This window comes from Paenibacillus sp. AGC31 (assembly GCF_057334655.1).
The window spans coordinates 61004-76739 of sequence record NZ_JBHFJH010000025.1 but is presented as its reverse complement, the minus strand read 5'-3'; the positions used below and the strand labels follow the sequence as shown (position 1 = coordinate 76739).

Annotated in this window: 14 protein-coding genes; 5 read left to right on the top strand and 9 right to left on the bottom strand. The window is 49.3% G+C overall.

Annotated features, from left to right (window positions below):
• Window positions 1–111 precede the first annotated feature (111 nt).
• A complete protein-coding gene (locus ACE04G_RS10560; RefSeq protein WP_076216501.1) occupies window positions 112–570 on the bottom strand; it encodes a cupin domain-containing protein in 459 nt (152 codons plus the stop codon).
• A 257-nt stretch (window positions 571–827) separates the two neighbouring features.
• Between ACE04G_RS10560 and ACE04G_RS10555 the strand changes: the two genes are divergently transcribed.
• Window positions 828–1679, top strand: a complete 852-nt coding sequence (locus tag ACE04G_RS10555) for an AraC family transcriptional regulator (RefSeq protein ID WP_449004307.1) — start codon at window positions 828–830, stop codon at window positions 1677–1679.
• 152 nt (window positions 1680–1831) lie between these two features.
• Here the strand turns inward: ACE04G_RS10555 and ACE04G_RS10550 are convergent, their stop codons facing one another.
• The gene (locus tag ACE04G_RS10550; RefSeq protein ID WP_449004306.1) at window positions 1832–3445 is read right to left on the bottom strand and encodes a glycoside hydrolase family 28 protein; all 1614 of its coding nucleotides are present in this window, start codon (window positions 3443–3445) and stop codon (window positions 1832–1834) included.
• Between the two features lie 487 nt (window positions 3446–3932).
• Between ACE04G_RS10550 and ACE04G_RS10545 the strand changes: the two genes are divergently transcribed.
• From ACE04G_RS10545 to ACE04G_RS10530, 4 genes are all read left to right on the top strand, one after another.
• A complete protein-coding gene (locus ACE04G_RS10545; RefSeq protein ID WP_051449904.1) occupies window positions 3933–4661 on the top strand; it encodes an amino acid ABC transporter ATP-binding protein in 729 nt (242 codons plus the stop codon).
• A gap of 39 nt (window positions 4662–4700) precedes the next feature.
• Entirely contained in the window at window positions 4701–5531 is an 831-nt protein-coding gene (locus ACE04G_RS10540) for a transporter substrate-binding domain-containing protein (protein WP_047840395.1), read from the top strand.
• 101 nt (window positions 5532–5632) lie between these two features.
• Complete coding sequence (locus ACE04G_RS10535; RefSeq protein WP_449004305.1) at window positions 5633–6355, top strand: amino acid ABC transporter permease; 723 nt, start codon at window positions 5633–5635, stop codon at window positions 6353–6355.
• A gap of 111 nt (window positions 6356–6466) precedes the next feature.
• A complete protein-coding gene (locus ACE04G_RS10530; protein ID WP_339190173.1) occupies window positions 6467–7117 on the top strand; it encodes an amino acid ABC transporter permease in 651 nt (216 codons plus the stop codon).
• A 474-nt stretch (window positions 7118–7591) separates the two neighbouring features.
• Here ACE04G_RS10530 and ACE04G_RS10525 read toward each other — a convergent pair whose 3' ends face one another.
• The 7 genes from ACE04G_RS10525 to ACE04G_RS10495 all read right to left on the bottom strand — a co-directional run bounded on the left by ACE04G_RS10525 (window position 7592) and on the right by ACE04G_RS10495 (window position 15716).
• Complete coding sequence (locus ACE04G_RS10525) at window positions 7592–8929, bottom strand: FAD-dependent oxidoreductase (RefSeq protein WP_449004350.1); 1338 nt, start codon at window positions 8927–8929, stop codon at window positions 7592–7594.
• Between the two features lie 59 nt (window positions 8930–8988).
• On the bottom strand, window positions 8989–9843 hold the full coding sequence (locus tag ACE04G_RS10520; RefSeq protein WP_036616638.1) for a carbohydrate ABC transporter permease: 855 nt from the start codon (window positions 9841–9843) through the stop codon (window positions 8989–8991).
• Window positions 9827–10741, bottom strand: a complete 915-nt coding sequence (locus ACE04G_RS10515; RefSeq protein WP_449004304.1) for a carbohydrate ABC transporter permease — start codon at window positions 10739–10741, stop codon at window positions 9827–9829. Before ACE04G_RS10515 ends, ACE04G_RS10520 begins: the two co-directional genes overlap by 17 nt.
• A 236-nt stretch (window positions 10742–10977) precedes the next feature.
• Window positions 10978–11688, bottom strand: a complete 711-nt coding sequence (locus ACE04G_RS10510; protein ID WP_449004303.1) for a hypothetical protein — start codon at window positions 11686–11688, stop codon at window positions 10978–10980.
• A gap of 32 nt (window positions 11689–11720) precedes the next feature.
• Window positions 11721–13016: an ABC transporter substrate-binding protein gene (locus ACE04G_RS10505; RefSeq protein WP_449004302.1), complete on the bottom strand. Its 1296-nt coding sequence runs from the start codon at window positions 13014–13016 to the stop codon at window positions 11721–11723.
• A 103-nt stretch (window positions 13017–13119) separates the two neighbouring features.
• Window positions 13120–13887 carry a response regulator transcription factor gene (locus ACE04G_RS10500; RefSeq protein ID WP_449004301.1) on the bottom strand — a complete coding sequence of 256 codons (768 nt, stop codon included), beginning with the start codon at window positions 13885–13887 and terminating at the stop codon, window positions 13120–13122.
• A gap of 5 nt (window positions 13888–13892) precedes the next feature.
• Window positions 13893–15716, bottom strand: a complete 1824-nt coding sequence (locus tag ACE04G_RS10495) for a sensor histidine kinase (RefSeq protein ID WP_449004300.1) — start codon at window positions 15714–15716, stop codon at window positions 13893–13895.
• Window positions 15717–15736 lie beyond the last annotated feature (20 nt).

Sequence of the window (15736 nt, the reverse complement as noted above, 5' to 3'; positions counted from 1 at the left end):
TCTATCCCTGAACTGGGTACAGACCTTAGCATACTTAATACGCGCAATCCAAAAAAATCCCGATTCGGATGCCTATGCACCTGGATCGGGATTTCGTGATAAAAGTTATACTTAGCCTTTGGATACCAGCTTGAAATCATCAAAGTGGAAACCTGGCGCTACTACGCAAGTTACCAGTACAGGCTCATCGCCCAGTGGACGCGCTGTCTGCCATACGCCGGCAGGAACGAGCACCTGTGGTGATTGCCCCGCAGCAATATCCATCCCCAGAACAAGAACTTCCTCGTTCTCCGGGTTCTCCCCGTTGCCGCCCAGCTTCAGTTCAACCGGACTACCGCTGTGCCACAACCAAAGTTCATCGGACAGAACCGTATGCCACTCGGAGATTTCATGTGCATGCAGCAGGAAATATGTGGAACTTGCCGAGAATCGTGGGCCGGAGTATGTATCCGGCAGAACGGACTGTGGAATCTGATAAGATGCCTTCCATTCTTCCTTATACCAACCGCCTTCAACGTGAGGCTGCATATTGAGCGCAGCAACCAATGGCGATAATTCATGTGTCGTCATAACCTGTTTCCTTCCTTCCAAATCATATTGGAGACACTCCTTAACCAGAGTTTCGCCTCTCTCCCCCTACTCTAAAACATCATTCAAGTTTTGTCACCTTGACAGTACATATGGGCCATGCCAGATTCGTTCTCTCGGTTTTTAACGATAGGATTAAAGAAATATTTCATTTCCAATGATAGCGTTTACAAAAAGATGGATTTTCCGTTATGATATGGATATCGCTGTTAATCCGTGAAGCAGAGGGGAGCTGTACCATGAGTCTCATAGAGGATCGGATTGGACCCAAATACCGAATCGGTGAACATTCATTTACCATTGAACATATGCGAAGACATGATGGGAATGGTATGCCACAACCTCACGCTCATCCATTCTACGAACTGTATTACTTGCTTGAAGGTGAACGAGTCTATTCCATGAATGGTCAGATTCTGTCCGCCCGCAAGGGTGATTTCATTCTGATTAATCCACACGATGTACATACCACCTCCAAAGGAAGTATTCCCGGCTTCGAACGGATATTAATCGGTTTTTCGCCTGCTTTTGCAACGGGGATGGAACTTGGCATATGTGGTCTGCTGCCTTTTAATTGTTCAAGACTCCTTCGCCTGCCTGAAGCGGAACAGCCCGAGATGGAGCGTATATTGTGGCAGATGCTGCAAGAATGCAAAGAGCGACGCCCTCACTATGAGATCGCCGTAAGAAGTCTGCTTGCCCAACTTTTGATCCGTATTCATCGGGTAGAGGAGAACATCCGGCAGTCATGCCCCGGCCCCTTGCATCCGATGCAGGACAAAATCAGTGAAATTGTCACTTATGTGAATAAAAACTATACCGAACCACTTACGCTGGAGGGTGCAGCCAATCGTTTTTATATCAGCCCATCCTATCTGAGCCGGATGTTCAGCCGATTTACGGGGTTTCGGTTCAGCGAATACTTGCGTGTTGTTCGTATCCGGGAAGCACAGCGAAGACTGCTTTCCACACAAGAGCGTGTACAAATGATCGCAGAGAAGGTAGGATTTGAGCATACGGCTCATTTTAACAAAACATTCAAACAGGTTACCGGTACAACACCGCTGCGCTATCGCAAGGAACACCGGTAGATCATCCGATAACTTCATATAAAAGCCGAGTGGGTGGCCTTGCTCCAGAGATTACGCATCCCTTATATCGTGAAGCACCACGATTACTGGATCTATGGCTACGCCACTGCGGCTGAGTTTGACCAACTTGTATAAACCTTATTACATAACTTTTACCTGCGAATGATCACACCACTTCGTACCTCGGGACCAACAGAGATCTGGCGACCTTCTGTATCGGCATCACCTTCTCGGCAGACAATGCCTGCGGATTCGTGTCCTGTCACCATCAGAAGTCGGCCATCTGCGCCTTTGCCCTGAATGCTCTCTAACTCTGCCCCTTTGCACTGGTGCAAATGAACCAGCGGACCTTCGGTGATCTGCGCCTGCAATTCAGCGATATGCAGATGTTTCGCATGAGCACATTGGATACCACTGCGAGCTTGCACGCTGTAACGCTGGATGATCACCCCATCCAAAGGCAGTTCTGGCAATCCACTCACAAGCAATGCAGTGTCGGCACCGGCACAGACCACATCCGATATTCGAATATCCCGGAACACTGGCGTCTCTTCGCTAATCTCCTGAGACAGATCACTGCCCCGGGCAGAGCCTTCCTGATTTGCATAGAAAAAGGAAAACGAGATGGCTTCCATAATGATATCTTTCATATATATGCGCTCAATCTGAATGTCCTCGACCACTCCGCCGCGCCCACGTGCGCTTTTGAAGCGAAGTCCAATGTCCGTTCCGATAAACGTACAATCCGATACTCGCACATGCCGCACACCACCGGACATTTCACTGCCAATGACAAACCCGCCATGACCGTGATACACCGTGCAATCCCGAATGGTGATGTACTCCGATGGCAGGCCAAGCTCACGGCCTTCGGCGTCCTTGCCTGATTTTAGACAGATCGCATCATCACCGACATCGAATATACTCTTCTCCACCACCACATGACGACAGGATTCAATGTCCAGCCCATCTCCATTCTGAGAAAACCACGGATTCCGCACACTCACGTTACGAATGGTGACATGCTCAGATGCCCAGGGGTGCAGATTCCATGCAGGTGAGTTCTGGAACGTTGGACCGTCCAGCAATACCCGTTTGCATCTCCGTAAACTGACCATGTTGGGGCGCAAAAAGTCTCTGACTTCTTCATAGGCAGCGGTATCACTTACCTGCTCCTGATGCAATCGATTCGCAATGGTGCCGCCTTCAAGTGCAGCTGTGGTAGGCCACCAGATTTCTTCATCCCCACCGGATTGCTCTACAACACCACCGGAAGCGACCAATTGGTTCCATTGTGAAGTGGTCATTTTGGAGCGTTTCACCGGACGCCATGCCTCCCCGCCCCCATCCCATATCCCCTCACCAGTAATCGCAATATCCTCCAGTTGATCACCATCGATTGGGGATTGGCAACGTACCACCTGCCAGCCTTCGAAGCTTGATGCAATTAATGGGTATTGATCAAAATCTCGGCTAAATGTAACCAGTGCCCCTGCTTCCACATGTAGCTCAATCCGGCTGCGCATTACAATTGGGCCTGTGAGCCATACCCCGGCAGGAATTACGATTCTTCCACCTCCTGCTTCAGCACATGAAGCGATGGCAAGTCGGAACATCTCCGTATTATCTGTTACGCCGTCTCCAACAGCTCCATAGTCTGTAAGCTGAAAATCCTGAGCAGGGATGACAGGCAAATTGGCTTCATAAGCTCGAACATCGGACTGGGCACCTGCTCCTGTCGACATTGGGGAGTGATATGTATTCATCGTGCAGAATCATCCTCTCTACATGTAATGGAATTGTTATGGGATCAATGATCAATATATCGCTTTTACTTTCTTTACTTACGTTCAAACGGACACTCTCTCACTCCATCATATCAATGGCATGACGTGTAGGGTTGAGCTTTCTTGCCATGTACACGTGGAACTTGATGCTATTTGTTTTGTTAATCAGAGTCATAAATCAAACATCACTTCCAGTATACTCTATACAACTATTACAAAGGTTGGAAAACAACTAGGAGAATAGATTCATTTTTCTGTCAGGATTCGTCACAAGGGAATTAATAACATGACAGATATATAACATATTTTCTGGCTATAGCCCTAGGTTACCCATTACTTATGTCATGTTTTATCACAAACCAATTGCCATAAGCAGGATGACTATGTATGATTAAATAACTAGTTTCAATTTATTCCTTATTATCCCTTTTACACACAGACGTTGCAGAAAGGATGGGGTGTACTCTTGATTGAATTTAGGGGTGTCCAGAAGCATTTCGGTCATTTTCATGTCCTCAAGGATATCCATCTTCACATTGAAGAAGGAGAGGTCGTCGTCATTATCGGACCTTCCGGCTCCGGCAAAAGCACATTACTCCGCTGTATTAACCGCCTGGAGACCATTACCGAAGGTGAACTTGTCGTCAGTGGGATTCCTCTACATCAGAAAAAGGTGGACATTAACCTCTTCCGCCGTGACATCGGCATGGTATTTCAACACTTCAATCTGTATCCTCACAAAAAAGTCATCGATAACATTACCCTTGCACCCATGAAGGTGCGCAAACAACCCAAAGAACAAGCAGCCGCAACAGCAATGAAGTATCTGACCCGAGTGGGCATTGCCGACAAAGCAGACAGTTATCCCTCCCAGTTGTCCGGTGGACAGCAACAACGGGTAGCCATCGCCAGAGGACTCGCCATGGAGCCCAAAATCATGCTTTTTGATGAACCTACCTCCGCACTCGATCCCGAGATGATCGGGGAAGTCCTCGATGTTATGCGTTCCCTTGCCCATAATGGCATGACCATGGTCGTCGTTACCCATGAGATGGGATTCGCCCGCGAAGTTGCGGACCGGGTCATCTTCATGGACGAAGGCCGAATTGTTGAAGAGGCCAACGCTGCTGAATTTTTTGACAACCCCAGAGAAGAACGAGCACAGCAATTCCTGAGCCGTCTGATTCATCATTGAGAATAATCCAATATTCCATTTTGAAAGGGGTCTTTATTCATGAAGAAATTATTGAAATGGCCATCATTTATGCTTGTCCTCATTCTCTCCCTTGTATTGTCAGGTTGTAGTACAGGTACAGATACACCTTCAGCGAGCGGTGGTGGTGACGCCGAGGCGAAAGGCACAATTGAGCGGATTAAGGAACGCGGCAAGCTCATTGCCGGTGTGAAATACGATACGAAGTTGTTTGGCTTGAAAGATCCCGCAAGTGGCAACGTTGAAGGGTTCGATATTGATATCGCCAAGGCACTCGCCAAACAGATCCTTGGAGATGAGACAAAGGTCGAACTGAAAGAGGTCACTTCCAAGACGCGTATTCCCATGCTGCAAAATGGAGATATCGACATCATCATCGCCACAATGACGATTACGGATGAGCGTAAGGAACAGGTAGATTTCAGTGATGTTTATTTTGAAGCAGGGCAGTCCCTGCTGGTGAAAAATGACAGTGCAATTACCGGCTTGGAAAGCCTCAGCGGAGTGAAAGTACTCGCGGTGAAAGGTTCCACATCCGCTCAGAATATTCGCGAGAAAGCCCCGGATGCTGAGGTGCTTGAATTCGATAACTATCAGGATGCATTCACTGCTCTCAAAGCAGGTAAAGGCGAAGCGCTGACCACAGATAACATCATCCTCATCGGCATGCAACAGACGGATAACAGCTTCCAATTGGTTGGTGGCAATTTCACAAGCGAACCTTATGGTATGGCCATTCGCAAAGGCGACACTGCCTTCGTGGAGGAAGTCAACACGCTGCTCAAAAGCATGAAAGATAGCGGGGAATATGACACATTACATGAGAAATGGCTGGGCGCGAAGCCCGAGTAACCCGAATTAAGATAGGTAAGCGGCGAATTCGTCTGCTGGATGCGAAGCATGAGCAGACGTAATCGCCGTTTCTACATCTGGAGAACGGAGGCTTCGCCTATATGGGCACATTGGATTTCAGCGTACTAATGCGACACTCGGATCGTTTTCTGGAAGGGTTCCTGAATACCATTCAAGTGAGCATTATGGCTCTCATTGGCAGCTTTATCCTTGGCGCGATCCTGGCTATCTTTCGGATATCCCCTGTGAAACCGCTGAACTGGATCGGCACCGCTTTTGTGGAATTTATCCGAAACATCCCATTGCTGTTGGTTGTGTTTTTCTTCTATCTTGGACTGCCTGCACTAGGCATCTCGCTGGATGGGTTTGTCTCCGGCACTCTGGGTCTGACTATCTACACCGCCGCTTTCATTGCCGAAGCAATCCGAGCGGGCATTCAGACGGTGCCGCGTGGACAACTGGAAGCAGCAAGGTCCTCCGGCTTGTCCTATGTACAGGCCATGAACCTGATCATTCTGCCCCAGGCCATCAAAATTGTGTTGCCGTCCATCGGCAACCAGTTCATCAATTTGGTCAAAAACTCATCCATTCTTGCCGTTGTCGCCGGTATGGATCTTATGTATTTTGCCGACCTGGTTAACTCGGATACATTCCAGCCGCTAAGTGTGTACACCATTGTTGCGCTGTTCTATCTGGTGCTGACACTACCACTCAGCTTTCTGGTGCATTATATGGAGCGCAGGTTTGGACAGAGCGATGCAGAGGCGCGCAACACGAAGGGCAAACCGAAAAAGAACAAACCGGCAGGTCAGGTCACCATGTAACAGATTGACTTGTCCCTGCGCAGATTTTTCGGGAAATATATTGGCTTGTCCATGCCCCATCTATTGATCTTCAATATTCCATTCCTGCATACAGAAGGAGGCTAATAAAATATGGACTTTAGCGGGGCCTATGCGTGGCCCAACCTTCGTTTCCTGCTTCAAGGATTCCTGATTACCCTGCAGGTAGCAGGGCTATCCATTATATTCAGCTTTGTGCTTGGCACTGTGCTGGGTACGATCCGGTTTACCCGTATCCCTGTTCTGTCACAGATCGTGGCAGTGATCGTGGATACGATCCGGAATCTGCCACTGTTGCTCATCATTTTCTTCATTCACATGGTACTTCCACAGCTCGGGATTAAAATGTCCGTCTTCTGGTCCACGGTCGTTGGACTGAGTCTGTTTGAAGGCGCGATGATTGCCGAGATCGTCCGTAGCGGTCTGAAGTCCGTTGAGCGCGGTCAGGTGGAAGCTGCCCGCTCCTCGGGCTTGAGCTACATGCAGACCCTCGGTGGCATCATCATGCCACAGGCGCTACGCCGCATGTCCCCGCCGATGGTCAGCCAGTTCATCTCACTCCTGAAGGATACTTCACTGGCGATCATCATCTCTCTGCCGGAGCTGATGCACAACGTGCAGATCCTTGGCGGTCAAAGTTTCGATTACATTATCCCGGCCCTGCTGCTCGCAGCCGTATTGTATTTTGCCATCAACTACGCGCTGTCCATTGTCGCAAGGCGACTTGAGGCACGGATGAATTGATAATCAGAGGGAATAAGTCATGAAAGAATACGAAACATGAAGGAATAGACTCGAAGGAAAGAATCTAATAAATGAAAAGAATGAGAACGCCCCAAAAACTCTAAATTCACCTATGCTATGCAGTGGATTTGGAGTCTTTGGGGCTACAATTATGCTCATCATTCAATTCACGAGCTTCCCACCAATTTCTAACGAACTGAAGGAAGCTTATTTAGCCTTTTTCGGGACATTTTCTAATCTAACGAATCGTAGACGCTCTATTCTTCCGATTTACCCCGCTTTTACCCCCTATTACAGGGTTTTGAGTAAAATAACTTCACTGAGATTCGTTACATTTTTCATTTCAGCTTATATTCCTGAATTAGACGTCTCAGGTTCGTTAAAACGTACGCCACCGCGAATTAAATAAACACCCACTCCCACTATTAATGATTCACCCGATCGCCCAATTCGTCCACAATCAGCTCTCATCTGCTAGATCGCTGCTCCGTTGCGACGTAATTCCGCCTGTAACAGCTCGATCGGCAGTTCCACCGGGTCCAGCTTCATCTTCACTGTTAGTGCAGCCGCTGTTCCCGCGGCCTCCCCGGTAGCCATACAGCTTGGAGTCAACCTTGTCGTTGCATGCGCCTCATGTGTGGTGGAGATGCAGCGTCCTGCCGCCAGCAGATTGCGGATATTGCGAGAGATCAGACAGCGATACGGAATATCGTACGCCCCATCTCCCTCTATAAAGGCAGCCACAACGCCTTGACCCGAAGGGTCATGAATATCAATCGGGTAACCGCTTCTAGCGATCACATCGTCAAACTTTCGCCCTGCAACCACATCCGCCTGGGTCAAAGCGTAATGTCCAATGATCCGTCTCGATTCACGAATACCAATCTGCGGTGCTACTGCCGAGATCGAAGCCCGTTCGAATCCAGGCACATCACGCTGCAAAAACTCAGCGATCATCAGCACCTGCTTCCGTCCTTCCTGTTCCGCAGAGGTCAGATCCTCGGCATCCGTCGCATCAAGTCCCTGCACCCGCGTACAATTAATCAGCACTTCATCCTCTGCCGGTCCGGTAAAAAATAATACCTGGTCGCGATTAATCGGCACACCTGCTTTTTTCCACTGGGAGTAGAAGCCGCTTACCCCGGTTAACGGAATGCTGTCCAGCTCCGAGAAGGGGGTCTTGGCATAGAAATCCTCCGGGTGCTCCAGCATGTATTGTTTCACTTGTCCAAGATCCACACCACGCATACGGAATTTCATGGTCATTGGCTGTGACTGATGGTCGCTGTCTCGTCCCTTTGCCACAGAAGCACCCGCAAGATAACCCAGATCCGCATCCCCGCTTGAATCCACGAATACGTTCGCCTGGAACTCCGTTCTTCCAGACTTGTTGGTCACTCGCACCGCTTCCACCCGATCCTCTACAACGACCACCTCGTCCACAAAACTGTGCAACAGAAGCCGGACACCTGCCTCCCGCAACATCTCTGCCGCAACCACCTGAAAGATGGCTGGATGGTAAGGCGTGACGGTATGCACAAATCCAACCGTATCGCGCAGATGCCCCGGAGAGCCGCCACGCGCCTGCAAACGATCCACAATCTCCTGCGCAATACCTTTAATGACCTGCTCACCGCGCTCCGTATGGAAAGTCATCCAGGGATAGACCATAGCGGCAGTTGACATCCCGCCCACGAATCCATATCGCTCCACCAGCACTGTTCGTATCCCCTGCCGTCCAGCCGCAATGGCTGCCGCTATACCCGCAGGGCCCCCTCCCACAATAACGACATCTGCCTCTTCCCTTTTCATGCTCATCCGTTCACGCAAATGTTGTCCCTCCTTCCATTCTATTGCACGTATTGCAAGGCTTACTCTTTCAATCCCGTCATGGCAACCCCCTCAATGAAGCGCCGCTGTGCCAGGAAAAAAACAATAAGCAGTGGCAAGGTTGCCATGACGGTGGCACTCATCAGATATTGCCAGGCTGTACCCACTTCATCTGTAAACAGGGATAATCCAAGCGGCAGCGTCATTAGATCACGCGAGTTAATGAAGATTAACGGATCAAAAAACTCATTCCAGATCGTCACAAACGTGAAGATCGTCAGCGTAGCCATACCCGGCTTGGCAATGGGCAGCATAATTCGCGCATATATCCGGAATCGGTTGCAACCATCAATCATCGCCGCTTCTTCCAGTTCCGTTGGCACCGTAATGAAGAACTGCCGCATCACAAAGATGCCAAACACACCACCCGCACCAAAGATCGGCAGTAAAATCAGCGGGAGATGGGTATCAATCCACCCCAGTTGCCGCATGAACAGAAACATCGGTATGGCCGTCACCTCATGGGGAATCATCATCGCACTTAGCAGAATGAGAAATACCACATTCCGTCCCTTAAACGGGATTTTGGCGAATGCATAACCGGCGAGAGATGCAAAGAATACCGTTCCCAGCACAACCAACGCAGAAATGTAGATACTGTTCCAATAAAAACGGTGAAACGGAATCAATCGAAAGACATCGATGTAGTTCTGAAATCGGAAAGTATCCGGTATCCACTGCGGTGGATAGGTGAATATGCTCTGGGGTTCCTTGAATGATGTCGATATCATCCAGATAAATGGCACAATCATAATGAGCGAGATCAGAGTCAGCAACAAATACGTCCCCAGAGTACTTCCTATCTTCCGCCCCGAAGGACTAGGCATCGCCTTCATTGAATACCCACCTCTTTCGGAGCTGCCATTGCAGCAGCGTCAGAATTAGCACGATCAAGAACAGTACATATGCCAGAGCAGAAGCATAGCCAAACTGAAATAATTTGAATGCTTTTTCCCAGATATAATAAACCAATACCTTGGTGCTGTTGCTCGGCCCGCCCTGTGTCATCACATAGATCTGCCCGAATACTTTGAGTGAACCAATCACGGTCATGACTACAGTCAGAAACACCGTTGGCGTGATCATGGGCAGCGTGACGTGAAAGAAGGTTCCCCTTTTACCCGCCCCGTCTAATGTTGCTGCTTCATACAGTGAACGCGGTACCTGCTGAATGGCTGCAATGAACAGTACCATATTCAGACCGACATTTTTCAGCACACTTGTCACAATCACCGCAGGCATCGCCAGATCCTGATTGTAAAGCCAGGCCGGACCCTTAATGCCGGCCATCAACAGAAGCTGATTAATCAATCCCGACTCTGTCGCATACATCAGCTTCCACACGATGGCCCATACGATCAACGAGGTCATGACCGGAACAAAGATCGCTGTTCGGAAAATTCCGATGCCCCGCAGATTTCTGGACAATAACAACGCGAGCAGCAGGGCGAGCACAATATTAAGCGGCACCAGCCCCACTGTGAAATAGACCGTATTGGCAAGCACTTTCCAGAACATCGCGTCTGTCATAATATTCCGGTAATTCTCCAATCCAATAAAATGATGATCCCCCAGCAGCGGCCAATCGGTCAGGCTCATGTATAACGCGAGACCCATGGGAAATAACAGCAGCAGGGTAAACCCAAGCACCATCGGCGATACAAACAGCCAACCTGCGATCTGGGCCTCTCTGGCGAGCGGCCCCCCTCTTTTGCGCTTGCGTGAATGGGTCAATCAGGCCCCCCCTTTTAATCCAATTTCCTCCGAAGCTGAACTCTGCGACGATTCTATATAAGGTGAACTATACATTTACACAAGAACGTAGAGGACAGAAAAAACCTGAAGAAGCGAAGTGGTCGCCTTTATCCCCGGATTTTCCCTTTATATATGGGATTCAAAAAAAATCTGGGGATAACAGCGATCGGAAGGTTGTTCTGGCATCGGAGTGGCAAGTGTAAATATTCTTTAGTTCAACTTATATAATCCGGACGGTTCAGACTGTCCACCGCATTGCGAAACCCATTCACAGCCCTTCGCAGCTGTTCCTCCGTGTTGCCTGTCACGACCGCCCCAAGCATAATTGCCTTTACCCCGGTATCGCGCAGCACCCGAACATCCTCCGGCACCAGCTTTCGCTGGGAAGGAACCAATACTGGTACCTGGGCTTGCAAGACCAGACGGCGATACTTAAGCACATCCGCGAAGCTGAGCGGTGCACCATATTCTTTTCCAGGTACAATGGATGCCTCCAGAGCGGTGAAGCCGAAGTGCGCTGCTGATGTTACGAGGGAAGCATCGTATTCCTCATTGATCGCAAACGTTGGGTCCAGCCCCAAGTCATTCAACATGAAGGAAGGCAAGTGATGTGCATAGATGGAATAGAAATCAAAACCCAGCCCGGAAAGCCTCTCCACATCCTCTCGCCTTGCTCCATCAATACTGCCAGAAGGTACGACCCCAAGCGGACCACCAAACTCACTGCGGATCGCCCGAAACACCTCGGCATACATGTCTAATGGACCAAAATGATTCCCGCTGGCGCGATGACCGACATTATAATGCACCTTCAGTGCATCAGCGCCCTCTTCCATGGCTGCCCGGGCCAAAGATAGATCGTTCTCTGGCAGGCTGACCACCAGCGACAGCGGTTTCCGCTCAAGTAATTCTTTGAATTTGCCCATCCTCCCTCTCCTCCTCTTTCTCATCGAATGATCTAGGGTTGCAACACACTTTGGATCTCTTCCTGCATCTGTTTCAGGTTATCCTCAGCTGTCGCCGTCCGGGCAAACAGTCGGTCAAATCCCTGCAATACCGCATTGTCAATATCCTGCCAACGGATATGACCGGGGATTAAGCGCGCTTTTGGCATTTCATCAATGACCGCCTGCACGATATGCTCTTTGCTCGGATTATTCGGCTGAAGAATGAATGCATCTGAGTTCAGAACAGAGGTACGCGGAGGCACAAAGTAGGTGGCTGTCGCCTGAATCCCCTGCTCACTGGCAAAATACTTCAACAGTTTCTTCGTTTCCTCTGGATGTTTGCTGTCGTTGAGCATGGCATATCCGGCCTGCCCCAGCATCGGCACACTGCCTTGAGAGCCGGAAGGCATGGGAGCGATGCTCCATTCAAAATCCGTAATCTCCCTTGCTTTGGAAACATAGCTGTAATTATCAAAGAACATGCCCACATTGCCCGCATCAAAGCTGACCTGTTCGCCTGCCTTCGGGTGTGATTCATCGGTGAACATCATGCGTTCCAGCAATTCAAAGGTCTGTACGCCATAGGCATCGTTCCAGGTGAACGTTGTCATGCCTTCGTCGAATGGACCGCTTCCATTGGACCAGGAGTAGGAGGAAAGCACCGCCCAGGTCTTCCAGTCGCGAAAAAAGTTGGCACCATAGACTCGGTTGGTCGCATCCTTGCTGGTAATGGCTTTGGCGGACTCTTCGAACTGTTCCCATGTCCATTTTCCTTGGGTGGCAAGTGAGTTTGGATCAGTCAGACCGGCTTGGTCAAACAGCGTTTTATTGTAAAACATGACCACCGGAGGTGTAGAGAAAGGTAGCCCCAGCAGTTGATCACCATCACGGAACAAATCCAATGTACTTGGAATATAATCATCCAGCTTAAACTGTGCATCATCCTTGAACTCGGATACATCGGCCAGAATATGGTTGGACTTGAATTGTGGCACCATTCGCTCCGATACCCAGGCGAGATCGGGAAGGGAGCCTCCGGCGGCAAGCACCGAAATTTTTTGCTGGTATTCTGCGAAAGGTACGGATTCCATCGTTACTTTGATGCCTGGATTTTCCTTTGTGAAGTCATCGATCAACTTGTTGTATACATCCATATGCGCCTGATTGCCCCACATCATGAACTTAAGCTCGACCTCACCATTCTCCCCGCCCGTACTGTCAGGTTCACTGCTGGAATTGGAGCCTGTGCACGCGATTGAAGCCATCATCATGAGTACAAACACCAGTATCAGTCCTGCTTTTTTCATGGAAATCCCCCTTATGGACGTCGTGGTATACATGTGCAACCAAAGTATAACGAAAGCATCGTTCCCTCATAAATCACGTCAACTACAGAAATGGTATGGTTTTTCAAGAGATACTGAATCGGTCTCGATATTCTCCTGCGGTCCATCCCACCTGCTGCTTGAACACCAGCATGAAGTGTTTGGGGCTCTGATGCCCGGATAACCGTGCCACATCATAGACTTTGAGACCCGTGTTGATCAGCAACCACTTGGCCCGCTCCATACGTGCCTCCGTGATGTATTCGGAATAATTGATGCCTATTTCATTCTTGAACAACTGGCTTAAATAAGTAGGGTTCAAGTTAACAAGATCTGCTATCGTCTGAAGTCGCAGATCTCCATCGGGATGTTGCTTGATGTGCTCCTTCACATCTCGGATAATCTTCCGTGTATCTCCGCCAGCGTGTTCTGTTTTCCCAGATGGCTCAGGGATAGAAAGAGTTGTTATACCGTATCTGCGATCCAGCAGCAATTGAATCTTTTGTATGGATAATGCCAGTTCATAACGATCGATTGGCTTCAACAGGTAGTTCAACACCCCAAACTCCATCGCTCTGCGTGCATATTCAAACTCGCCGTAGCCACTAATGATGAGCATTAACAATTCAGGGTACATGTCTCTGGCTTTGCTTACCAAAGTTAATCCGTCCATTTCACGCATGCGGATATCCGTGATTAGCACGTCCGGCACCTCACATCTCAGAAAATCCAGCGCCTCGGTACCGTTCGACGCTTCGCCCGTTACCTGAAACTGAGAAGACACTTGTACGATCAACTCCCTCAGTCCCTGACGGATGACCGTCTCATCCTCTACAAGCAATACTTTATACATGCGCTTCAATCCCCTTTCGGTAGAAGTTGAATGGATATCGTGACCACCAGTCCCTGCCCGGGACTTCCATCAATGCTTAGGCTGCCGCCTTCTCCATACATGAGGCGAAGCCTCTGAGCAATGTTGTTAAGCCCCAAACTGTCACCGGCATGGCAACGTAATGCCTCATTGGAAGGCTGTTTTGATATGGACTCATTTAACTCGTCAATCTTTGTCTGAGCCATACCCTTACCGTTGTCTCGCACGCTAATCAGCAGTTCGTGGTCGAATTTCAAGGCAGATACCCAGATTACTCCTCCATTTTCCTGCCCTTCAATGCCATGGTAGACTGCATTCTCCACCAGCGGTTGCAGTACCAGCTTGGGAATCAAATACTCCGTTATTGCTTCTTCAATGTCATAGATAATCTCTAACTTGCCGTCGTAACGTACCTGCTGAATGCGTACATAGGATTGTACAAAAGCAAGTTCTTCCCCAAGTGGGACCATCCGGTCCACCTTATCAATCGTATAGCGCAGCAACTTGCCAAGCGCCGTCACCATGTCCGATACCTCAGCATGCTTCTGACGAATGGCCATCATGTTAATGGACTCCAGCGTGTTGTATATAAAATGGGGATTCATCTGGCTTTGCAACGCTGACAACTCTGCCTCCCGCTCTTGAATGCCCAGCAGAAACACCTCATTGAACAGTCGATGAATCTCTTCCATCATTCGGTTAAAACCCCGGCTAATCTGTCCGAATTCATCACTGCTGAAGTGTGCTACACGCTGGCTAAAATCTCCCTGCTCCACCCGAATCATGTGGTGCTTCAGTCGAATCAGCGGCCGGGTGATACGATAGGATAACAGAACCGCCAGAATCGCTATACCCGCCATACATAACACTGCGAACCATATTGTAAAGGTGAGCATCTCACCCGACTCCTTTTGAATCACGGCAATAGGTGTAAGACTGATCACCGAAAGCCCAGAATAGCTGGAATGGTGTTGTACATAGAGATAGGGCTGCCCATCCAGAACAACTTTTTGGTTTCCTGCATAGCTTTGAAGCTGTCCCTGCATTAGCAACTGGTCGTACGCAGACATTCCTCCGGTCGAGGTCCGTTCGAACAGCAGACGCTGTTTGCTGTCTACAATCATCAGGCTTGCATCTTGCTCATAATTCAGATTGGATAACAGTTGACCGAAGGCCTCCAAACGGATGTCAATCAGAATGTAACCCAGTCGCTGGAGCGTACCCGGATCTCGAAGCACTCTGCCCACCGATATATACGTTTCTTGCTGACCACCCGTGTAATAGCTGGGATGATGCGGAGGAAGCAGGCGCCATGTCCCTTCCGAATCTTCAAGCTCTGCAAACCAATCATCCTGCCTGCTGTCCCATACCGGCTTGACCGCCAGCGAATCGAGATTGGAGAACAAAATGCCGCTGTTGCTGATCAGATGAATTCCCCGAATCTCTGGCCGGTCATAAGCTTGACCCGATGTGTAAAGCTTCATTTTCAGATAATCCTCAGACCTCGCCCATGTACCCGACCCCATTGAAGCGTTGTATTTGTCCAGAATGCCAAGCACCATCTGATCGTAAAGCGGCAAGAGCGACAACCGCTCAAAGTCCTTCAGCAGCCGATTCAGATTGGCGTTAATCTGGCGAACCATATCAATGGTGAAGTGTTCGGTCTTGCGATCCATCGTCTGCGAGAAATGCTTGTAGTTCATCACTCCCTGCAAACTTAGCGGCAGCAACGTCAGCGCCAGGAACAACAGGAGCAACTTGGTGCGCAGGTTTACGTTTTTCCCGAAATAACTGTGTACCTTGTCCATCATTTCCGTTCATCCCTCCCTCT